Origin of the sequence: Rhodococcus sp. C1, assembly GCF_020809065.1 — a bacterium.
Lineage (GTDB): Bacteria > Actinomycetota > Actinomycetes > Mycobacteriales > Mycobacteriaceae > Rhodococcus_F > Rhodococcus_F qingshengii.
In genome coordinates, this window is record NZ_CP078080.1 from 891452 (window position 1) to 911659 (window position 20208).

The window sequence follows — 20208 nt, forward strand, 5'->3', positions numbered from 1 at the left end:
GCACAGGGCCGGAGGCCCTACAGAGAAAAACAGGTATGACAGAAGTCGTCACCGAACGGCGTCAACAGGATGCTACGACGCACTATCTTGTTCGATCGGCCGGCGCGCTTGACCGCCTCGATCACCGATGGCTGCACCTCGACCACCTGGTACCGGTCGGCCTCGACGGGCTCGCGTGAGAACGCCACCAAACCGAGCCGATGCAGGTTGTTCAGGTACGCGCTGATGCGGTCCAGATGTCGACAGCCCGCCAGTTCTCCGATCATCGACAGACCCTCGTCGATCATCTCCGAGCCGACACCGAACGGCCGCGCCGTGCGTACGTCCACGCTCGGTTGCGCACCGGAGGTGGCCAACAACCGAAGAATTCGAGCTTCGTCGGGTGCGATCTCGTCGAGGATCCGGTCGTAGGCCGGGTGCAGATCGTCACGATCGGTCACGTCCGCGGAACGGTCCAGCAACCTGTCGCCACGTGCCCGCAGCGCCGCGAGAGTGGCCTCCACGCTCTGCTTGCGATTGGTACGAGTTGCCATTGCTGCCCGCAGGTTCTCCGTCCGCGAGCCGTCTCCGTTGGTGTTCTCGGCCCGACGTTCGGATTGCACGTTGGCGGATTCTGCAGCCTCTGCCGCGGCTTCGGCGGCGGCCTGAACGATCTGCCGCGTCGCCTCCTTCGCCGTTCCGAAAGCCCAACCCGTCAGCTTGATCGACGTGAGCGTCGTCGTGGCGGTAAGCCCGACAAGGCTACGGATCAGACGCTTTTCGACGGATTCGACCGGCGCGATGTCCGCAGCCCAGTCGTACGATTCCGCTTCGACGATCATGCGATGGTCGTGCTCACTCATGCTCATACTCCGAATATTGCGAGGTGTAGGAAACCGGCAAACGAGCCCAGCACGGCCCCGTGTACGAACAACAGCCACTCGTCCTGCTTGACGGCTGAGCGTAGTAGTTCGCTGAAATCTTCCGGTGAAAGGATGCTCATGCGTTCGGTGACGAAGACACGAATCTTCTCCGACTGGTTCTCGGCGAACTCCGCATCCTCGAAGACCCGGGGGTACAGGTCGAGCACTTCGGTGGTGGCCAGTCCAGGCAGACGCTTGTAGCTCTGCGAACCGACGGTCATCTTGACCACCGACTTTGCCCAGCCGGCTGCGTCGTCGACGGATTCGCGCAGTACCTGATCGAGCATCCGCCGCGTTCGGTCCGAGCGGGGACCTTCGAGGAGTTCGGTGCCGATGTTCTCGAGCGTCACGACGTGATCGGCGAGGGTTTTTGCGTACCCGGCGATGATCTCGGTGCGGCGTTTCAGGAACAGTCCCTGCCGCCACGGCACCCAACGGCTGGGGGTGATCGGTTCGAAGATCATCGTGATTCCGAGGTAGTTCACGATGTACCCGATGATCACGCCACCGATGGGAAGCACCCACCACTGCGGAACCAGATGGAGGATTCCGACGAGCACGAAGCCCATCGGGAACCCGAAGTAGAAGCCGAAGTTCTGCATGAACCTGAGCTCTTTGTTGCCCATCGTGCGGAAGATGTCGTTGAGCAGTTTGGGGTGCGAGGAGAGGTAGCGGATCACCATCAGCTTCGCGTCGATGAACTCGTCGATGTCCTCTTCGATGCGGTCGGTGATCATGCGCACGCTGGCCGGCAGATCGTCCTCCACCTTGCGGAAGACGGCTTCCTTCACCGACGTCGGAAGGTTGTGCCAGAGCTGAGGATTCTCGGCCGTCATGATTCTGGTGACCACGCCGCGCACTTCACTGCGAGAAATGTTCACCAAGTGCTCGGCGATGCTGTCCGGGTCCAGGACGCGATAGAAATCGGCGATGCTGCCGACTTTCGCGAGGGATTTGTCGACGGCGATCGACGCCATCTTCTCCGCCCGCGAGGGGACGATGCCTTGCCAACCGAATCTGCCGTCGCTGGTGATCGCGGGGATCACCTGAACGCGCCGGGGGAGGAACGGGAAGAGCAGTTTGAGGCCGGGCACTTTGATCCCGTGGAAGTTGATCGGCGCAAAAAGCATCAGGACGCCCGACCAATTGGTGATGTACCCGATGATTCCCGTGAACAAAGGAATGGTGATCAACTGTTCGAGCAAGTGGTCCGGCACCGTCGCACATCCTCCTCATATCCGAGAACCTCACGTTCGGACATGATTGCCGAAACTTCGCTCTTCGTGGGTGTTTCGTTGGCTACTGCTGCGCCTTCCCAGTTGCGTCAGCATAGAGGCCCGACAATTCGGGCTGTAGGTGGGTCGGAAGTTGATGTAACCTCACGTACATGGTCAGTATTGCGCACAACACGACGACGCCGGTTCTCTTCCGGCGCATCGTTTAGCAACTGCTGACCGAACCCTTTCAGCCCCGGGAGTTATCGCCCCGGGGCTTTCCTGTTTCGTCGCTCCGTGTGCGTCTCCCCTTGAACGATTTGGAGAGCTCTCATGAGCGTTGACCACCGCGAACTCGGGCGCGACCTGGAGTTTTTCGCCACCACCCCCACCGTCGGGGCCGGCCTCCCACTCTGGTTACCGGACGGCGCGATCATCAGGAACGAACTCGAAAAGCTCGCCGCCGAACAAGCAGCGCGATCCGGATGCCGGGGTGTCTATACCCCCGTTATGGCGAAGAAAGAGTTGTACGAGAGATCTGGGCATTGGTCCAAGTTCTCGGACGACATGTTTCCCGAAATGAAGATAGGCGGAGAGTCATTTCTCCTTCGTCCGGCTAACTGTCCTCATCACGCTCAGGTATTCGCCGCTCGCGGTCGTAGTTATCGCGAGCTACCTTTCCGCGTTCGTGAACTCGGCTCGATGTTCCGTAGCGAACTCTCCGGTGTTCTCAGCGGATTGAGTCGAGTCCGGCAGATCAATCTCGACGACGCACATGTCTTCTGTAGTCGTGAACAAGTGCAAGCGGAAGTGATCGTCGCGCTCGACGCGATCGAGCGCTGCTACTCGACTCTGGGGATTGCCGAACGGAAGTACCGCCTCTCGATCAGAGGGGGAGAGGGGCAGTACCTCGGCACCGACGAGCAGTGGGCGGACGCCGAGGATCACCTTCGCGGGGCGCTGAATGCACGCTCGATCGAGTACGTGGAAGCGAAGGGGGAGGCAGCGTTCTACGGTCCCAAGATCGACGTCCAGGTGCGAGACGCGCACGGCCGCGAGGAAACACTCTCGACCGTGCAACTCGACTTCAATCAACCGGAGCGGTTCGACCTCGAGTACACCGCTGAGGACGGATCCAAGGTTCGCCCCGTCATGATCCATCGGGGCTTGCTCGGGTCGATGGAACGCATGACTGCGCTTTTGATCGAAAGGTTCGAAGGGCGGATGCCGCCGTGGCTGGCACCCAACCAAGTCTCGATTCTGCCCGTCGGCGACCGGCACCAGGTTGAGGCCGAGCGTTTGCGGGCCGATCTCGAGGCTCGCGATGTTCGAGTGGCGATCGCGCCTGACGGATCGTTGGGACGTCGCATCCGCGAGGCACGCACTCACCGTGACCCGTACATCGCGGTGATCGGGGACAACGAGGTGCACGGCGGCACCGTCGACGTTCTGGTCCCCGCGCGTGGTGGGCGGGTGGTCGTCGATGCGAGTGTGTTTGTCGCTCAGGTGGTCTCGGGCATCAAAGAGCGTGCCCTGCTTCCGGCAGACTTCTAGCCGACGGGGAGCTCGTGGAGGGCGCGCACCAGTGGCGCGAGTTCGGGTGTCTTGCATGCCTCGTCGAGCGCGGCCTCGAGGGTGGCGTCGTGCGTCGGCCGTGCGCTTTCGAGAAGCTCGCGGCCGGCCGGCGTCAGCTCGGTGTAGATGCCTCGACGGTCGTCGGCGCACAGGATGCGCGTCAATAGTCCTCGATCTTCGAGTCGATTGACCAAGCGCGTCGTGGCGCTGCTGCTCAGTGCGGCAGCGCGAGCCAACTGAGCCATCCGCATGTGCCAGCCATCCTGGCGGCTCAGTGCGTCGAGCACGGTGTATTCGACGACGGACAGTTTGTGCTCACGCTGGAGCGCGCGTTCCAGTTCGGTGTCGAGGGCGCCGTGCAGTGCTGCGAGCGTGCGCCACCCTTGCGAACGGATTTCGACGGCGTCGTCGGCGATCCCCATGTGATTCTCCTTGTCCGTTTCCTGCGACTCCAGGTTACCAGCTTGCGCATGTAGCGCGCGCGTGCAACTATTTATAGCGCGCCTGCAACTACTGCACACGCCCGCTAACGGCTTACGCGTAATTCTGTGAAAGGAACATCGAGATGCCATTGGGTCTCATTGCCCTCGCTATGGGCGGGTTCGGGATCGGCCTCACCGAATTTGTCATCATGGGCCTCCTGCCCGAGATCTCGGCTGATTTCGAGGTCACCGAGTCCGTCGCGGGCTACCTGATCTCGGGCTACGCACTGTCGGTGGCGATCGGCGCGATCCTCCTGACCGCTGCCGTCACCCGCTTCGAGCGCAAGAAGGTCCTTCTCTCGCTCATGGTGCTGTTCATCATCGGCAACCTGATGTCCGCGCTCGCTCCCTCCTACGAGGTCATGATGGGCGGACGCATCGTCGCGGCGCTGTGCCACGGTGCGTTCTTCGGAATCGGCTCGGTGGTTGCCGCCGACATGGTCGCGCCCAACAAGCGCGCCGGCGCCATCGCGATGATGTTCGCGGGCCTGACCATCGCCAACGTTCTCGGCGTTCCGTTCGGCACGCTGCTGGGCCAGCAACTCGGATGGCGCTCGACGTTCTGGGCCATCACCGTCATCGGCGTCATCGCCCTGATCGGAATTGCAGCACTCGTCCCGACGACGCCCGCCAGCACGACCGGTGGCGGATTGCGCGGAGAGTTGGGGGCATTCCGCAACAAGCAGGTATGGCTCTCGATCGCCATCACCATCCTCGGCTACGGCGGAATGTTCGGAGCCTTCACCTACATCGCCTTCACCCTCACCGAGGTCACCGGCTTCGCGACGTCCAGCGTTCCGTGGCTGCTCATCCTCTTCGGCTCGGGCCTGTTCGTCGGCAACTTCCTCGGCGCCAAGGCGGCCGACCGTTCGCTCACGAAGGCGCTGGTCTGGATTCTCGCGATCCTGACCGTCGTTCTGATCGTGTTCGCCGCCACCGCGGAGAGCAAGGTCGTGACTGTGATCTCGCTGTTCTTCATGGGCGCCTTCGGTTTTGCGACGGTTCCCGGTCTGCAGATGCGGATCATGAACTACGCGTCGGCAGCACCGACCATGGCATCGGGTGCCAACATCGCCGCCTTCAACGTCGGCAACGCACTCGGGGCATGGCTGGGCGGAATCACCATCGCCGCGGGACTCGGCTTCACCTCCCCGATCTGGATGGGAGCGGCAGTCACCGTCGCCGGTCTGCTGGTCTTGCTCGTCGCGGCGAAGATCGACCGCCCGGCAGCGTCAGAGCCGTCGACGCCGACCACCTCGCTGCACCCGACCGCCGCCTGAACCTGTCCATTGCGCTCTGACCCCATCGCGTGAACGTATCGCTCCCCTTGTCCAACAAGGGGAGCGATACGTTCACGCGGGTCAGGTGAGGCGGAATTCGGCGGTCACCCCGGAGAAAGGCGTGATCGCGCCGCTACCCCGAGCCTTCGACGCACCGAAGTGTTGGACTCGATACGTACCCGCCGGAGTATCGGCCGGAACATCCCACGTGATGCGCGCGACGGAACCGTTGCTCCCGACCCGGCGCCAGTGCAGTTTGGTGGACCAGTCGTTGTCGTCGGCGACCCGTGTCCAGGATCCGCCGGTATTTCGCTGGATCTCGTAGAAGGTCCCGTTTCGGTGAGTGTCGTTCTTGGGGTGGCCGGTGACGAACTCGACGGCAACCTGCGCACCCGGTGAGCTGTCGCCGGGCTGGACGGTTGCATCGCCGAATTGTGTTCCCGGCAAGGGCTCGTCGAAGTCGACGCCAGGTCCGAAGCTGGGTTGGAACCCGGACAGGTCGGCCGGAGCGGGGCCGCGAGGAGGTTCGGTGCCGTCGCGCATCGCGGCTGCAAGGGCGGCATACCCCTGCTGATAGGCCGGCAGTGTGTAACGACCGAACATCGTCGAACCGCCCTCGTACTGCTGCGAATCGTATTCCTGTGGTGTGGTGCAGTAGCTCGAGTACGAGTTCGCGTATCCCTGGAAGATGACGTTCTCGAGGGGAACCCCAAGCTCCTCGGCGACGGTTCGACGCACTCGTAAACCGGAGACGATGGTGAATTCCGCAGGGCCACCGACGATGTAGAACTGACCGATCCGCAGGATCTGGATCTTGAGTACGTTCGGCACCCATCCTCCCGGTGGCAGCAGGCCGACCGGAACGACTACGAGTTTGGGCGCCTGTGCATCCTGAAGCCATTGAGGCACAGGAGCATCCATACCGCCCAGGGCGTCGATCATGGGGTTTCGGGTGCCCTCGGGGAAGATCGGGATTGCCGGTCCGTCCTCGACGCTTCCGGCGCTCATTGCCGCGCCGATCGCGGCCGGAGCGGTGCGGTGCTCGCGTCCGTCGGGGGTGAATCTTCCGCTCACCACCTGATTTGCCATGTCCAGGTACATGATCCGACTGTCGACGCCACCGGTGACGGTGTCGGACGCCGCGTCGAAGGCAGTTCGAGCTGCCGCTACCTGGCGCAGCCCGATGATGCGTGCGTTCTCGAATTCGTCTTCGGTCGGTCCGCGTCCGGGCTCGAGGAAGAGGTTCGGTGACATGTCGCCGCTGTTGGTCTGCGGAAACGCAGCAATGAAGCTGGTGTCGCCGTCGAGGTAGCGCACGCCCTGGTCGTCGTGCTCCCAGAAGTACGCCGCGGCGCCCTTGTTGTCCCCGGAGATGAGATGGTTCTCGTTCGTGAGCGAGGCGCAGTGGGTGGCGAACCAGTTGATCGCTCCGATGTCCTTGCTGCCCCGACTGATCCGCATGACACGCATGTGGTGGTCGTTGCCACCGGGGTAGTAGGCCTTGTCCTCTTCGGGGTTGAGGTCGAACGCCACTCGCGATCGGTTGACGCTGGCGTCGGTGAGATCGGACCGCCCGAAACGGACCGTGCCTGGCGCCAGGTTCTCGTGCGCAGCGCTGATCGCCTCGACCATGCCGTTGACCTCGGCTTCGAACACCTGCAGTTCGAAGCCGAGAACTGCGAGGTTGTACGCGTAGTTGTGCGAGGCCCCACCACATGCCGCGTGTGAATGGATGGCCGTCAACATGACGTTGCGTTCGGTGTAGATGTCACCGAACCTCCCGGCCAGTCGGCGCAGGACCTCGTCATGAACGGACTGGAAGATCATGCAGTTGTCGACGCACACGTAGGCGACCCGCGACCCGCCGGACTCGAAGATGAAGGCGCGTGCGCGCATTCGCTGGTGCAGGCCTTCGGCGCGTTGATCGAAGCTCGAGTAGCCCATCATGCCGACTTCGGCGACCGGTCCGGTCACGTCGGAAATTCCGACGCCCACCTGCAGTGACGCCGACGACTTGTCGGTGCGTGCGGGTGAAACGGTGCGTGCCGGCGAAGCTGCGACGGCCTGGTTCGTCGACAGAGCGGCGAGCGCAGGTGCGGCGGCAGCGCCTGCCAGTACGGTGCGTCGGGTGATCTGCACGAGTGTCCTTTCGGGCGGTCTGACGCGAGTTGGTCAACCGTCCAGGAGTGTAGCCCGAGTCACACGTGACCGAAAGGGGTGCCGTCGGCCGACACTCAGATTGTTGTGGCCTCCCCGAACGTCATCGCCAGGTTCTTGATGGTCGTGGTCATCAGGGCCCGGCGGGGGAGTCCCAGTTTCCGAAGCTCCGCCGCCATCGGGTGACTGCCCAGTTGAACCTCGGCTCCACCAGGGCGAGATTTGACGCCGGTCGGTGCCATGTCCCACGACGTGCACCTGGTGGCGCCGTCGAGATGTGAGTACGCGGCCAACGACATGTTGGCTCCGCCGCCAGGCACGCTGACGCCGGATTTCACACTCAACTGTGTGATGAGTTTGCCGTCGCGAGAGACCGATCCGCGCTTGACCGAGCCGACGTGCTCGGTGTCGAACTCGGCGAGCACCTTCGGGAATCCCCAGATTTCCCGGCCGGCGGCCTTGGTGAACTCTCCGTCCACCGGCAACTCGTGAATGAGTGCCCCTGCAGTTCCGGCAGCGAGCGAACGTAGATCTCCCAGCACCGAGGTTTCGGGAGGCGCAGTGTGGCTGCGCACCATGTACGTCACTCCGAATTCGTTGTACGGACCCAGATCCCCGTCGATGTAGTCGACAAAAACCAGGCCGCACAGCGCCCGGCCGGGGCGGTACTGGAGCACGGTCAAGCCGGTGTAGTCGATGATCGACTGCGCGGTTGTGCTCGGTACCGAGTACAACGCCATGAAGGCCGACGCGGTGCGAACTTCGACGGGCATCTCGACCCTCTTGCCCAGAATCGTGTAGCTCATGGCGCTACCACCCCACGGAGTCCGTCGGAGCCGTAGACGGGTTCGAGCATCGAGCGGAAATCCGGTCCGCGGCGCAGCATTTGGCCTCCGTCGACGTTGATGATCTGCCCGGTGATCCAGGTGGATTGCGGTCCGAGTAGGAAAGAAGCGAGTCCGGCGACGTCCTCGACCTCGCCGACGCGTTCGAGCGGCGTGTTGGCCAGGTAGTCGTCCAGGATGGGGCCACCGTCGGTGATGAGCGCGACCAGATCCGTTCGGGTCAGACCCGGCCGGATCGCATTGACACGAATGTTGCTGGCGCCCAGTTCGTCTGCGGCCAATTGCACCAGGTGGTCGACGCCGGACTTCGAGACGCCGTACGCGCCGAACCAGCGATGTGTGTTGCTGCTGGCGATCGACGAGATCGCGACGATGGATCCACCGCCTCCTGCCACCAGTGCCCGCGCGCCGTGCTTGATCGTCAGCATGGTCCCCGTGACGTTGAGGTCGACGGTGCGGCGCCACGCGTCGACGTCGAGTTGCGTGACCGGGGCGATGGTTTCGTTCCCGCCCGCGCAGGCCACCACTCCGTCGAGCTTTCCGGTGACGGAGACCGCCGCGGCGACAGCAGCGACGACGTCTGCCTCGATCGTGACGTCGGCAGGAGAGGCGCTGACCGATCCTTCCGGACTCGACTGCCGGATCGATTCGGCGGCAGCATCGAGTTTCTCCTTGTTGCGTCCGCAGATCGTGACGTGAGCGCCGGACCCAACCAGCGAACGAGCGATGCCCAGGCCGATGCCACTACCGCCGCCGGTCACCAGTATCGATGTGCCGGCGAAAGTGGGTATGCCCGCTGAGGCGGTGTCGTCGTCCATGCGTGTCTCCTGGTCGTTGCTCCGGCGGGCTCGCGTGCTGATTCTGGAGGTTTTCCGGTTCGGCTTCGGTGAAAACGCCCCACGCTATATAGGAACAGGTTCTACTTATTGAGGCAAGGGTTGTGCGAGAGGTGGAGTGATGGCTACCAGACCGACCTTCGATTTGATCGACGGACGCTTCTACAGCGGAGACCTCGGGAATGTGCGCGACGCGTACGCCTGGATGCGTGATCACGAGCCCGTGTACCGAGACGACGCCAACGGAATCACCGCGGCCGCGAGCTACGACGCCGTCGTCGCAGCCGAGCGGGATCCCGAACTGTTCTCCAACGCCGGCGGCATCCGTCCCGAAACGGGTCCATTGCCGCAGATGATCGACATGGACGACCCGCAGCACCTCACGCGTCGACGCTTGGTCAACGCGGGTTTCACACGTAAGAAGGTCGAAGCCAAGGCCGGCCGTATCCGGGAGATCTGCGATCAACTGATCGACGCCGTCTGTGAGAAAGGAGAAGCCGACTTCGTCGCAGACCTGGCGGCACCACTTCCCATGGCCGTCATCGGCGACATGTTGGGTGTCCGTCCCGAGGAACGCGCGTTGTTTCTGCGGTGGTCGGATGATCTGGTGAAGGCATTGGGAAGCAACGCTTCCCAGGATCAACTGCAGGCCATGATGGTTGCGTACGTCGATTTCACCGCGTACATGATGCGAACCATCGCCGAGCGGAGGAGCGACCCGGCCGACGATTTGGTGAGCACGTTGATTCACAGTGCGGTCGACGGCGAAGCCCTCTCCGATCAGGAAATCGTCAACGAATCCCTGCTGATCCTGATCGGCGGTGACGAGACCACACGGCACGTGCTCAGCGGCGGCATGGAACAGCTACTGCGCCATCCGGACCAGCGCCGGGAGCTAGTCGACGATCCCGATGCCATTCCCTTGGCAATGGAGGAGATGCTGCGGTGGTCCTCGCCGATCAAGAACATGGCTCGAACCCTGACCCGTGACACCGATTTCTTCGGCGCGCAGCTGAAGGCAGGTGAGAAGATGCTGCTGCTCTTCGAATCGGCAAATTTCGACGAGTCCGTGTTCCTGAACGCCGAACGGTTCGATGTCGGCCGCACACCGAATCCGCACGTGGCCTTCGGCTTCGGAACTCATTTCTGTCTGGGCAATCAGCTGGCCAGGTTGGAGGGACGGATCATGTTCGAGCAACTCTTCGCCAGGCTGCCGGACATGGAACTTGCCACCGACGCGCCGTTGCAGCGGCGTGCGGCCAACTTCGTGTCCGGGCTCGAATCGATGCCGGTGCGGTTTAACTCTTCTGCCCCGTCAGCCGGGTAGTTGGCAGTTAGGAGGCGCAGCATCTTCGGAGAGGGGGCTGCCCGCCGGATTGACGTAGACGACCTCGAGCACCAATGGTGTTGTCTGCGAGTTGTTTCCGATGTGCACATGATCTGAACCGCTCGGTTCGATCAAAGTATTTCCGGCGCTGTAGATCCCGTCGACGGAGCAATCGGATCGGTAGTGGCTCAACGTGCCCTGCGCGATCAGCGCGTAGAGCGTCCCGTCGTGGAAGTGCCAACCGGTGGAACCGCCGGGGTCGATGGTGATCTGGCGCAGGATGTAGTCCTTGCCGTCGAAAGTCACCTGCCCGAGGATTTCTCCGTGTACTCCCGTGCTCGGTGTTGCCGACGCATTGATCGGCGTCAGCGACAGTCCGATCGCTGCGGACACTGCAAGCAGAACCTGATGGCGTTTACGCATGAGCGGCCCTCCCAGACGGATGTACTCCTGAGTGTCCTCCGACAGTGTCCGATTTATCCCGGTTTTCGTGGATCTTGCAGGGTGACGGCAGAGGTATGCCCTTGAGAGGCGGTTACGCTCGTGTCATGCAGCAAGTCGCGACGAGGCGCCGGAGCCAGCCGCCGCCTGCGCGCTTCATGTTCGAGGCATTGATCGATCCGTACCGCCAGCCCGCCCGGCACTGGCTGGAACTTCTCGAGAGCGAGATCGCACCGGAGATCGTCAGGGCTGAAGAACCGGAGTTGGTGATCTGGTCGTCGTTCTGGCCGGACCGACCCGACGCCGTCATCCGATTCGACATCGAGGCGGTCGGAAACAGCACGATGCTGCGTTGGACGCTCTTCTTGGACGATCCGATACCGCCCGAGGCAGAGGTTGTCAGCATGCGAAAGCGGCTCAACACCTTGATAAATGCGAATCTCAGGTTCAACTTCGGCCAATAAGTTGGATCACTGCCGCATTACTTGGTGTCGACTCGGCCGATCGGGTCGGCGTTGTCGCTGAATGCGGCCCGGGCCGCTGGCCAGCTGGTCTCATCGATGCGCAACGCGGTCCGAAGGTAGGCAGTACTCATCCGTTGGATGGCGGCGACCCGCTCTGGGTTCTCGTCAGTGGTCTCGGCGACTTCGTATCCGACGATTCCACCGAGTGCGTGCTCGGCACCGTAGAAGGTCAGGAGGTCGGTGGCTCCGGGGCTGTGCGTGTAGGCGTCGGTGAACCAGTCGGGTCCGCGGCTGGACATCTTGGACTGGTCGTGGTCGCCCGCGACGACGAGTGTCGGCGTCGTCAGTTCCTGGAACGAGGGGCGCATGAACGGGAAGTTCGCCTGCGCGAACGGATGCAGGTTCTCGCCGCCGAGACCGGTTGCCGCGAACAGGATTCCCGCGGTGACGCGACTGTCGGACATGTCCTGGCCGACCTGGCCGGCCTCGTCGAAGATCCTTGCTCCGAGGAGCGACTGAGCGGTTTGCCCGCCCCAGGAGTGACCAGTGGCGGCAACTCGACTGCGGTCGATGCGGCCGGCAAGCCCGGGCACGGCAAATTCGATGGTGTCGAGCTGATCAAGGATGCGTGTGAGATCCGCGATCCTCTCGGTCCAGATCGTCGGGAAAACCGGGTGGTCGAACCCGAAACCGTTCCGGCGCGAGTCCAGATGTGTCGGCTGGATCACCACGAATCCGTGGGATGCCCAGAATGCCGTGAGTGGCGAGTATCCATCGAGGTTCCAGCCGTTGCCGTGGGAGAACACCACAACGGGGAGGTTCGTGCCTGCTGCCGGAGCAGACACACGTACTTCCAGCGGGACAGGTCGATCGGGGGCGAACAACTCGACGGGGGCAACGGAGACGACCGGGGCGCCGGCGCCGATGATGCCGTTCAGAGTGTCGATCATTGATGAGGTCATGGCAAGTTCCTTGCTGAGGCTGCACCCTGCGATACTGTTTATCGGAGCGTCGCTCCGCAACATTACGGAGCGTTGTTCCGTAATGCAAACATATGTTGTGAGTCAGCGAGGAGTGCACATGGCTGATGCCCAGGACGAGCAGTCGCGCGTCGCCTCTCCCAAGCAAGTCGGTCGCCCACGTCGAAGCGAGCAGGCGCTGCTCGACGCGGCGGCAGCAGTGTTCGTGGAGTCCGGAGTCGACGCTCCGGTGCGGGAGATTGCGGCGAAGGCCGGCGTCGGCATGGGGACGATCTACCGCCACTTCCCGACGCGTCCCGAGTTGGTGGTCGCCGTATACCGACACCAAGTCGAGGCGTGTGCGGACGCGGGCCCACAGATGCTCGCGGAGAGTGCAACGCCCGAGGCGGCTTTGCGGGCATGGGTGGCTTTGTTCGTGGAGTTCCTGGTAACCAAGCATGGGCTCGCCGGTGCACTGCAAGGAGACAGCGCCGGGTCCGACGCTCTGCATATCTACTTCGTCGACCGCCTCGTTCCGGTATGTGACACCCTCCTCGCGGCAGCGCTCGAGTCCGTTGGCACTGCTTCGCGGGTCGATGCGTACAACGTGCTCAAAGGCATCGGGAACCTTTGTATCGGTGCTGGGTCCGATGACCGGTACAAGGCCGAGGTCCTTGTACAGCTATTCATCTCGGGCGTACTCGCGCGGGAGGTTCGCTGACGCTCGGCAGTCAGATCAGCTCCGGATTCTCCGCGTACACCTCTTCGAGGATCGACATGTCGAACAGTTGGTCCGCTGTAATCTCCAGCCCAGCTTTCGACAGTGCCGCGATGTTCTGTTCGATCAGTTGTGGTGTCATCGTGAACAACCCGTTGGCTTTGGTATCTGCCGACACCACCAGATCGTTCTGTGCGGTGGCTTCCTTGATCTGCTCTTCGAGTTCGAGGTTCTGGTCCTTGCCGTAGACCTCGACGGCAAGCCGTGCCGACTCTGCCGGATCGGCGACCGCATCCTTCCATCCTTGGATCTCGGCCTTCAGGAATGCCTTGAGTTTGTCCCTCTCGTTGTCGATGGTGGACTGGAGAACCGTGAACGATTCGGCGACCAACGGCAGGTTGTAGTCCGCGAAGAGGAAGTGGGCGTTGGGGAAACCTTTGGCGGCCAGTGTGATCGGCTCGTTGGTCACGTAGGAGACCCAGCCGTCCACCTCGCCGTTCGCCAAGGGGCTCGGATCGAACTGCGCGGGCACGATCGTCATCTGGCTTTCGGTCAGGCCGTTTGCTGCCAGGAGAGCTCCGAAGACGAGCTGATTGGAATCCTGGACGCCGATCTTCTTGCCGATCATGTCCTGCGGTGAGTTGATCGGTGCCGCAGCGGAACTGACAATCGCAAACGGATTCTTCTGGAATGTCGCACCGACGATCTTTGCCTCCAGTCCGTCGAGTACGGCGGGGGCTGTGAGCTGCGGTGCGGACATTCCGATCCACACCTTGCCGGTGTCCAGGCCGGCTTCGACGCCGGTGCCGGCTGCGCCACCTGCCACCAGGTCTACACTCCCGAACCCTGCATCCTTGTAGTACCCCTTGTCGAGAGCGAAGTACTCACCGGCGAACTCGATGTTCTTGATCCAGGACAACTGCACTGCAACTGTTCCGAATTCGGAACCGTCGTCCGTGGTTCCGCCACTCGAACTGCTGGAGTCACTGCTACACGCGAGCAATGACGCACTACCGGCGACTGCGATGCCGGTCAGCGCGGAGTAGCGGAAGAAGGCCCTGCGGTCCAGCTGGCGGACGGGCTTGAATGGCGTCATGAATCGGAACACTAGGGCCAGTCGGTTTCGTTCAGTTTGCTTGGGAGAGAGAGTTTGTTGAGGTCGTGTTAACAGATGTCACGACTTGCCCGCCGAAGGACCGAAACGAGACAGAGCGATGCTTTCGAAGATCCCGACCACGGCGTAGAGGACGATCGACACCACGGTGATCACCACGATAGATGCCCACAATTCGTTGTACTGGTAGCGCGGAATGGCTTTGATCATGCTCGAACCCAAGCCTTGGCCGCTACCGAGCCATTCGCCGATCAGTGCTCCGATCAAGGCGCCGGGTACGGATACTCGTGCAGCGGCGAACACAGCCGGAAGTGCGGACGGCACGGACACCATTCGCAATGCGGTCCAACGACTCCCGCCGTAGGCAGCGATGAGGTCTTGTGCCTGAGCCGGAGCGGCACGTAGACCGACCATGATCATGACGAGGGCTGGGAAGAACACCACTATCGCAACCATGACTGTCACACCCACGATTCCGCGGCCGAATATCAGGACGATGATCGGGGTCATCGCAACGAGAGGAACAGATCGTAGAAGCATTGCAACGGGCATGAAAGTCTGTTCGACAGTGCGGGAAACGACGAAGATCGATGCCACCACGAGCGCGGCAGTCATTCCGACGGCAAAGCCGACACCGGCGTCGCGCAGAGTGATGAACAGGTTGTCGATGATGCCCGAACGAGCGTCGGCGGATTTTGGGCCGGAGAACAGGTACTCCCAGACGTCGGCCGGCGTCTTTCCCACACGCGGGCCGACCTGGGGGAAGGCGTTGAGGAAGACCACCCAGATGACAAGCAACAGCGCCGAGGCGATGGCAATCGGGGCGAGGAATCTCAATGTTCCTCGTACCGAGGTCATTTCTGTGCTCCCGGAGCGCTGGTCCACGGCGTGACGAGCCGGGCGATCGCTGCGACGACGGCGTACCCCAGACCGGCGAGCAAGGCGGCGGCGATAGCCATTCCCCACGTTCGCGGGACGTTGTACGACGTCTGAGCGGCTGTGAGTGCGACGCCGATCCCGCTGTCCACCCCGCCGAGATACTCACCGAGAATTGCACCCAGTACGGCCGAAGGTGCAGCAATCTTGAGGGCAGCAAAGGTGCTCGGAAGTGCGCTCACAAGTTGAACTTTGGTGAACTTCTGCCAACGCCCACCGCCGTAGGCGGCGACGAGATCGAGGCTCGTCTTGTCGGCCGATCTCAGGCCGGCGAGTGTGCCGACCATCGTGGTGAAGAAGCAGTACATTGCGGCGAGAAAGATTGTGGGGGTCCGGCCGCCGAAGACGACCAGGATGATTGGGCCAAGCGCCAACAGCGGTGTGCAGTAGCTCAGGATCGCCAGTTGTGTGGCCAATCCCTCGATGGGCGGAATGAGAACGACAAGCACGGCAAGCGTGATCGCCAGCAGGTTTCCCCAGAGAAAGCCCTGCAGCGCACCGGAAGCCGTGACGGTGAAATTGGGTCCGTACAGCGACCAACCGTCGTCGAACATCGTCGAGACAACCACCCACGGCGTCGGAATCGTGCCTCCCGCAACACCGGCCGCCGCCAGAATCCACCAGAGAGCGATCAGTCCGCAGATGCCGACTGCACCGCCGAACCACGTTGGACGCTTCAATCGGATCCGGCGCGGCACAGATGGCTGCGCCGCCGCGGTCGCGACGTTCTCGATATCGGTAATTGTCATGCGACGCCTGCTTTTCCGAAGAGCAGTCCGGAGAGGTAGTCGTGGATCTCGTGGAACTCGGGTGTACGCATCATCTCGGGTGTACGCGGGCGCGGCAGGTCGATCGGCACGACTTCGAGGACGCGTCCGGGCCGCGGCGTCATGACGGCGACGACGTCGGAGAGGAACACGGCTTCGGCGATTCCGTGAGTCACCATCAACGTGGTCGCCGGTTTCTCGGTCCAGATCCTGAGCAATTCGATGTTGAGCCGTTGACGGGTCATGTCGTCCAGCGCGCCGAAGGGTTCGTCGAGTAGGAGGACACTCGGCTTGACCACGAGCGATCGTGCGATCGACACACGCTGACGCATACCGCCGGACAATTGGGCGGGCTTGGCCTTCTCGAATCCTTCGAGGCCGACGAGCGCGATCAGGTCGGCTATCAGGTCGGGGTCGGGATCGATGCCGGCAACCTGAAGGGGCAGTTTGATGTTGGAGGCCACTGTTCGCCACGGCAGCAAAGCCGAATCCTGGAAGGCGATTCCGAGTTCGCGGCGCTTGCGTAACTCGGCGGGCGACTGCCCGTTGACAAGGGCCGTTCCCGACGTCGGACTATCGAGGCCCGCAAGGATACGGAGAACGGTGGACTTCCCGCATCCGGACGGCCCGAGCAGAGACAGGAAAGAGCCTTCGCTGGTTTGAAGGGACACGTCGGTCAGCGCGGTCACCGACCGACGACCCATCTCGAAGGTCTTGCCGAGGCCGGAGATGTCGAGACCGGTTCCAGCGGGGCGAGGTGTGGTGACGGGACTGGTCATTCCCGCACAGTACGAACGTCCGGTTGCGGTCATGTTGCCTGCGCGTCACCGCTGCGTGAGGCTGGTTCGGCGTCTCCTGTCACAGCGCCGTGGTGAGATGGACGTCTGGACGGAGTGAGGGGAGCGAAGATTGCTGAAGTTGTACCGGGCCGAGCGTTCGGACACCTTAGTCTCGGCGTTGGCCACGCTCCTCCGTACCCCGCTGTCGGATCCATTCGCCAGGGAAACTGTTGCGGTGCCGGCCAAGGGCGTCGAGCGTTGGCTCAATCAGCGGCTGTCCTCCCAGCTAGGCACGTCCGGACCGTCAGCAGTGGACGGAATTTCTGCGAACATCGCGTTTCCTTCACCCGCGCGCCTGGTCGCGGAGTCCGTGGCCGCGGTCAGTGGAATCACGGCTGACGACGACCCATGGTCGCCGACGCGATTGGTGTGGACGGTTCTCGATGTGATCGACGAGTCCCTCGGCGAGCCCTGGTGCGGAGTCCTGGCGAAACATCTCGAAGGCCATCGTGAAGGTCGACGGTTTGCCTCCGCCACACATGTCACCGAACTCTTCCGCAGTTATGCCGCGCAACGCCCGCAGATGCTGATCGACTGGGCCGCCGGGCGGTTGACCGACGGACACGGATTGGCGCTGTCGGAGGATTTCGAATGGCAGGCACGTCTGTGGTGCATCGTCGCGGACAAGATCGACGTTCCGGGGCCCGCAGAGCGACTGGGGCAAGTGAGCCGCGCGCTGGTCGAGGACCCGGCCTTGGTCGACCTACCGGAACGTCTGTCGGTCTTCGGGCCGACCCGGCTGCCGGTCGATCAGCGAATGATCTTGAGCGCACTCAGTGCGAATCGGGACGTGCACATCTGGCTCCCGCATCCCAGCCCCGCGCTGTGGACCAAGATGAGCTCGCGCATACCGCCTCGAAGTAGGAGCACGATCCGACGTTCGGAAGACGGGTCAGCGCTGATATCCGCCAATCCGTTGCTGTCGAGTCTTGCTCGCGACGTTCGTGAACTTCAGATCAGCCTCGGTGCCGCCGAGTTCGAGTCGGTGCATCTTCCCGAACCAGCCGGCCCGAAATCCCTCCTGGCGACGGTCAAGGCCGATGTCATCGCAGATCGTGCTCCCAGGGTTGCAGCGGAACCGGATGGGACAGTTCAGGTCCACGCTTGCCACGGGCCGGCACGGCAGGTCGAGGTGCTCCGCGAATGTCTGCTCCGATTGTTCGAGGACGACCCGACATTGCAGCCGCGCGACGTACTCGTGATGTGCCCGGACGTCGAAACGTACGCACCTTTGGTTCGTGCTGCATTCGGGCAAGGCGTCCATGGCCACCCGGGGCATCTCCTTCGAGTAAGGCTGGCAGACCGCGGATTACGTCAGACCAATCTTGTCCTGGCCGTTCTCGGCTCTCTCCTCGAATTGGCCGACGGCCGGGCCACAGCCAGTGAGGTTCTCGACCTGGCCGCGACCGAGCCTGTCCGCACACATTTTTCGTGGGGCGACGACGAGTTGGAAAGACTGCGGGAATGGACGACGGAAGCGGGTGCTCGCTGGGGAATCGGTAGTCGGCAGCGTGCCACGTTCGGCCTCGACGCATTTCCGCAGAACACCTTCAACACCGCCATGGACCGAATCTTGTTGGGGGTCAGCGCGGACGAATCGGAAAATGCCTGGTTGGATCTCGCGCTACCACTCGATGACGTGGACGGCACAGACATCGACCTGACTGGACGTTTCGCAGAGTTCGTCGATCGCCTGGCCGTCTCGCTTCGCGATCTTGCCGGCCCACATTCACCGGCCGAATGGCTTCGTGTGCTGATGCGGGCCCTGGATCTGCTGACCGACACAGCGCCCGCAGATTCCTGGCAGAGCGCGGGGGCCCACCGCGAACTGGTAGCTGCTGTCGAATTCGGCGGAGAGACGGTGTTACGTCTGGCCGATGTTCGCGCGATGCTCTCGCGCAGCCTCGCGGGCAGACCGACGCGTGCCAACTTCCGAACCGGCGAACTGACGGTGTGCACGATGGTTCCGATGCGTTCGGTACCGCATCGCGTGGTCGTGCTGATCGGACTCGACGACGAGGTGTTCCCTCGAACCGGTGGAGTCGACGGCGACGACATCTTGTCACGTGATCCCGTTGTGGGGGAGCGTGATCTGCGCAGTGAAGACCGGCAACTGCTTCTCGATGCCGTGATGTCTGCGGGCGAACATCTGATTCTGTTGTATACCGGTGCCGATCCGGTCACCGGTGTCGTCAGACCACCGGCGATCCCCCTCAGTGGCCTTCTCGACGTACTCAGTGCGACGGTGGGTCCGGAAGCGATCAACGGAGTGCTGACACGGCATCCGTTGCAATCGTTCGACAATCGAAACTTCGCGCCGAACAAGCCGTTCAGCTTCGACACGGCAGCGCTGGCCGGTGCGAGGGCTGCCTCCGGAACACCGGTCGAATTGCCGACAGTCTTGTCGGCCGAGCTACCCGAGGTGCATCCGAAGGAAGTTAACATCGCCGACTTGGTGAACTTCCTGGTACATCCCGCGCGTGGTTTTCTGCGCCAACGCCTCGGCGTCCGGGTACCGGAACTCGACGACGACATCGCGGATTCGCTGGCAACCGAGCTCGATCCACTGTCCACCTGGGCTCTGGGTGACCGAATGCTTCTCTCGCGCTTGGCTGGACGCAGCTCTGCGGATTTTCGTGCAGCCGAGTGGCGCCGCGGCACTCTGCCGCCCTACAACCTGGGCGCTACGGTTCTGGGCAACGTCGAATGGGTGGTCGATCAGATTGCCGGACTTGCCTTGCCGCACTTCGACGGAGACTCCGAAGCTGTCGACGTCGACATAGACCTCGGTAACGGGCGTCGTCTCACCGGAACGGTAACCGGTGTGCACGGCAATTCAGTGGTGCGAGCGTCGTATTCCTCACTGGCGCCTAAACATCGGATGACGGCCTGGATCAATCTCCTCGCCTTGAAATCACACGGACGACCCGGTCCGCTCGATGCAGTCTCGATCGGACGGGGTCGGGGAAAGACAGCAGCGGCACGGTCGGTGCTCGATGCGCCGGGCAATGCGGTCGAGATACTGCAGCAATTGGTGGACCTACGGGAGCGGGGGCTGCAGCGCCCGTTGCCGATGTGGGCCGCGACTTCAGCCGAATATGCGCGCCGACGCTTTGGTGGGGAGTCGGTCGACGATGCGACAAACGGTGCGGACACCCAGTGGACCGGGCAGTACGGCGAGATGATCGATCCGAGCAACACTTACGTTTTCGGAGAGGCTCGAACACTTGCGGAGTTGGCTGCGGATCCGCCGTCGGACGACGAGTTCGTCTGGGCCGAGGAACCGACTCGGTTCGGAGTTCTCGCCCGACGACTGTGGGATCCGTTGCTGACCAACGAAAGAGCGGAGTAA

Annotated in this window: 18 protein-coding genes; 6 read left to right on the forward strand and 12 right to left on the reverse strand. The window is 62.6% G+C overall.

The window, feature by feature from the left end:
- Window positions 1-17 precede the first annotated feature (17 nt).
- Together KTR60_RS04115 and KTR60_RS04120 are read right to left on the reverse strand one after the other, a co-directional pair.
- Window positions 18-842: an Abi-alpha family protein gene (locus tag KTR60_RS04115; protein WP_007734103.1), complete on the reverse strand. Its 825-nt coding sequence runs from the start codon at window positions 840-842 to the stop codon at window positions 18-20.
- A 2-nt stretch (window positions 843-844) separates the two neighbouring features.
- Complete coding sequence (locus tag KTR60_RS04120; RefSeq protein ID WP_007734105.1) at window positions 845-2119, reverse strand: DUF445 domain-containing protein; 1275 nt, start codon at window positions 2117-2119, stop codon at window positions 845-847.
- 330 nt (window positions 2120-2449) lie between these two features.
- On the opposite strand from KTR60_RS04120, the gene thrS reads away from it, so the two are divergent.
- On the forward strand, window positions 2450-3670 hold the full coding sequence (gene thrS / locus KTR60_RS04125; protein ID WP_064112426.1) for a threonine--tRNA ligase: 1221 nt from the start codon (window positions 2450-2452) through the stop codon (window positions 3668-3670).
- On the opposite strand, the gene KTR60_RS04130 is transcribed toward thrS, so the two are convergent.
- Complete coding sequence (locus KTR60_RS04130) at window positions 3667-4113, reverse strand: MarR family winged helix-turn-helix transcriptional regulator (RefSeq protein ID WP_003945852.1); 447 nt, start codon at window positions 4111-4113, stop codon at window positions 3667-3669. The genes thrS and KTR60_RS04130 overlap by 4 nt on opposite strands.
- Window positions 4114-4256: 143 nt before the next feature.
- Here KTR60_RS04130 and KTR60_RS04135 point away from each other — a divergent pair, with 143 nt between their 5' ends.
- On the forward strand, window positions 4257-5453 hold the full coding sequence (locus KTR60_RS04135) for an MFS transporter (protein WP_058039226.1): 1197 nt from the start codon (window positions 4257-4259) through the stop codon (window positions 5451-5453).
- Between the two features lie 81 nt (window positions 5454-5534).
- On the opposite strand, the gene KTR60_RS04140 is transcribed toward KTR60_RS04135, so the two are convergent.
- From KTR60_RS04140 to KTR60_RS04150, 3 genes are all read right to left on the reverse strand, one after another.
- Window positions 5535-7592, reverse strand: a complete 2058-nt coding sequence (locus KTR60_RS04140; protein ID WP_228401880.1) for a neutral/alkaline ceramidase — start codon at window positions 7590-7592, stop codon at window positions 5535-5537.
- A gap of 95 nt (window positions 7593-7687) precedes the next feature.
- A complete protein-coding gene (locus tag KTR60_RS04145) occupies window positions 7688-8416 on the reverse strand; it encodes an acetoacetate decarboxylase family protein (RefSeq protein ID WP_042920495.1) in 729 nt (242 codons plus the stop codon).
- Entirely contained in the window at window positions 8413-9273 is an 861-nt protein-coding gene (locus tag KTR60_RS04150) for an SDR family oxidoreductase (protein ID WP_228401881.1), read from the reverse strand. The genes KTR60_RS04145 and KTR60_RS04150 overlap by 4 nt, the downstream gene beginning before the upstream one ends.
- Window positions 9274-9412: 139 nt before the next feature.
- Here KTR60_RS04150 and KTR60_RS04155 point away from each other — a divergent pair, with 139 nt between their 5' ends.
- Window positions 9413-10618 carry a cytochrome P450 gene (locus KTR60_RS04155; RefSeq protein ID WP_007734124.1) on the forward strand — a complete coding sequence of 402 codons (1206 nt, stop codon included), beginning with the start codon at window positions 9413-9415 and terminating at the stop codon, window positions 10616-10618.
- Here the strand turns inward: KTR60_RS04155 and KTR60_RS04160 are convergent.
- A complete protein-coding gene (locus tag KTR60_RS04160) occupies window positions 10607-11041 on the reverse strand; it encodes a cupin (protein ID WP_003945598.1) in 435 nt (144 codons plus the stop codon). The genes KTR60_RS04155 and KTR60_RS04160 overlap by 12 nt on opposite strands.
- 125 nt (window positions 11042-11166) lie before the next feature.
- Here KTR60_RS04160 and KTR60_RS04165 point away from each other — a divergent pair, with 125 nt between their 5' ends.
- On the forward strand, window positions 11167-11523 hold the full coding sequence (locus KTR60_RS04165) for a hypothetical protein (RefSeq protein ID WP_228401882.1): 357 nt from the start codon (window positions 11167-11169) through the stop codon (window positions 11521-11523).
- Window positions 11524-11540: 17 nt separating this feature from the next.
- Here the strand turns inward: KTR60_RS04165 and KTR60_RS04170 are convergent, their stop codons facing one another.
- Window positions 11541-12485 (reverse strand): alpha/beta hydrolase family protein, encoded by a 945-nt coding sequence (locus KTR60_RS04170; RefSeq protein WP_039973382.1) that lies wholly within the window; start codon window positions 12483-12485, stop codon window positions 11541-11543.
- 118 nt (window positions 12486-12603) lie between these two features.
- On the opposite strand from KTR60_RS04170, the gene KTR60_RS04175 reads away from it, so the two are divergent.
- Window positions 12604-13203: a TetR/AcrR family transcriptional regulator gene (locus tag KTR60_RS04175; RefSeq protein WP_228401883.1), complete on the forward strand. Its 600-nt coding sequence runs from the start codon at window positions 12604-12606 to the stop codon at window positions 13201-13203.
- 10 nt (window positions 13204-13213) lie between these two features.
- On the opposite strand, the gene KTR60_RS04180 is transcribed toward KTR60_RS04175, so the two are convergent.
- The 4 genes from KTR60_RS04180 to KTR60_RS04195 all read right to left on the reverse strand — a co-directional run bounded on the left by KTR60_RS04180 (window position 13214) and on the right by KTR60_RS04195 (window position 16829).
- Window positions 13214-14296, reverse strand: coding sequence for an ABC transporter substrate-binding protein (locus KTR60_RS04180; protein WP_042449795.1), 1083 nt, complete (start codon window positions 14294-14296; stop codon window positions 13214-13216).
- 78 nt (window positions 14297-14374) lie between these two features.
- On the reverse strand, window positions 14375-15172 hold the full coding sequence (locus KTR60_RS04185; RefSeq protein WP_042449420.1) for an ABC transporter permease: 798 nt from the start codon (window positions 15170-15172) through the stop codon (window positions 14375-14377).
- Window positions 15169-15999 (reverse strand): ABC transporter permease, encoded by an 831-nt coding sequence (locus tag KTR60_RS04190; RefSeq protein WP_003945560.1) that lies wholly within the window; start codon window positions 15997-15999, stop codon window positions 15169-15171. The genes KTR60_RS04185 and KTR60_RS04190 overlap by 4 nt, the downstream gene beginning before the upstream one ends.
- Window positions 15996-16829: an ABC transporter ATP-binding protein gene (locus KTR60_RS04195; protein WP_003945415.1), complete on the reverse strand. Its 834-nt coding sequence runs from the start codon at window positions 16827-16829 to the stop codon at window positions 15996-15998. The genes KTR60_RS04190 and KTR60_RS04195 overlap by 4 nt, the downstream gene beginning before the upstream one ends.
- 97 nt (window positions 16830-16926) lie before the next feature.
- On the opposite strand from KTR60_RS04195, the gene recC reads away from it, so the two are divergent.
- Entirely contained in the window at window positions 16927-20208 is a 3282-nt protein-coding gene (gene recC / locus KTR60_RS04200) for an exodeoxyribonuclease V subunit gamma (RefSeq protein ID WP_228401884.1), read from the forward strand.

Excerpts from the sequence above, each read along its gene's own strand:
- KTR60_RS04115 (WP_007734103.1), bottom strand. The coding sequence starts at position 842 with ATGAGTGAGCACGACCATCGCATGATCGTCGAAGCGGAATCGTACGAC.
- thrS (WP_064112426.1), top strand. The coding sequence starts at position 2,450 with ATGAGCGTTGACCACCGCGAACTCGGGCGCGACCTGGAGTTTTTCGCC.
- KTR60_RS04130 (WP_003945852.1), bottom strand. The coding sequence starts at position 4,113 with ATGGGGATCGCCGACGACGCCGTCGAAATCCGTTCGCAAGGGTGGCGC.
- KTR60_RS04135 (WP_058039226.1), top strand. The coding sequence starts at position 4,257 with ATGCCATTGGGTCTCATTGCCCTCGCTATGGGCGGGTTCGGGATCGGC.
- KTR60_RS04145 (WP_042920495.1), bottom strand. The coding sequence starts at position 8,416 with ATGAGCTACACGATTCTGGGCAAGAGGGTCGAGATGCCCGTCGAAGTT.
- KTR60_RS04150 (WP_228401881.1), bottom strand. The coding sequence starts at position 9,273 with ATGGACGACGACACCGCCTCAGCGGGCATACCCACTTTCGCCGGCACA.
- KTR60_RS04155 (WP_007734124.1), top strand. The coding sequence starts at position 9,413 with ATGGCTACCAGACCGACCTTCGATTTGATCGACGGACGCTTCTACAGC.
- KTR60_RS04160 (WP_003945598.1), bottom strand. The coding sequence starts at position 11,041 with ATGCGTAAACGCCATCAGGTTCTGCTTGCAGTGTCCGCAGCGATCGGA.
- KTR60_RS04165 (WP_228401882.1), top strand. The coding sequence starts at position 11,167 with ATGCAGCAAGTCGCGACGAGGCGCCGGAGCCAGCCGCCGCCTGCGCGC.
- KTR60_RS04170 (WP_039973382.1), bottom strand. The coding sequence starts at position 12,485 with ATGACCTCATCAATGATCGACACTCTGAACGGCATCATCGGCGCCGGC.
- KTR60_RS04175 (WP_228401883.1), top strand. The coding sequence starts at position 12,604 with ATGGCTGATGCCCAGGACGAGCAGTCGCGCGTCGCCTCTCCCAAGCAA.
- KTR60_RS04180 (WP_042449795.1), bottom strand. The coding sequence starts at position 14,296 with ATGACGCCATTCAAGCCCGTCCGCCAGCTGGACCGCAGGGCCTTCTTC.
- KTR60_RS04185 (WP_042449420.1), bottom strand. The coding sequence starts at position 15,172 with ATGACCTCGGTACGAGGAACATTGAGATTCCTCGCCCCGATTGCCATC.
- KTR60_RS04190 (WP_003945560.1), bottom strand. The coding sequence starts at position 15,999 with ATGACAATTACCGATATCGAGAACGTCGCGACCGCGGCGGCGCAGCCA.
- KTR60_RS04195 (WP_003945415.1), bottom strand. The coding sequence starts at position 16,829 with ATGACCGCAACCGGACGTTCGTACTGTGCGGGAATGACCAGTCCCGTC.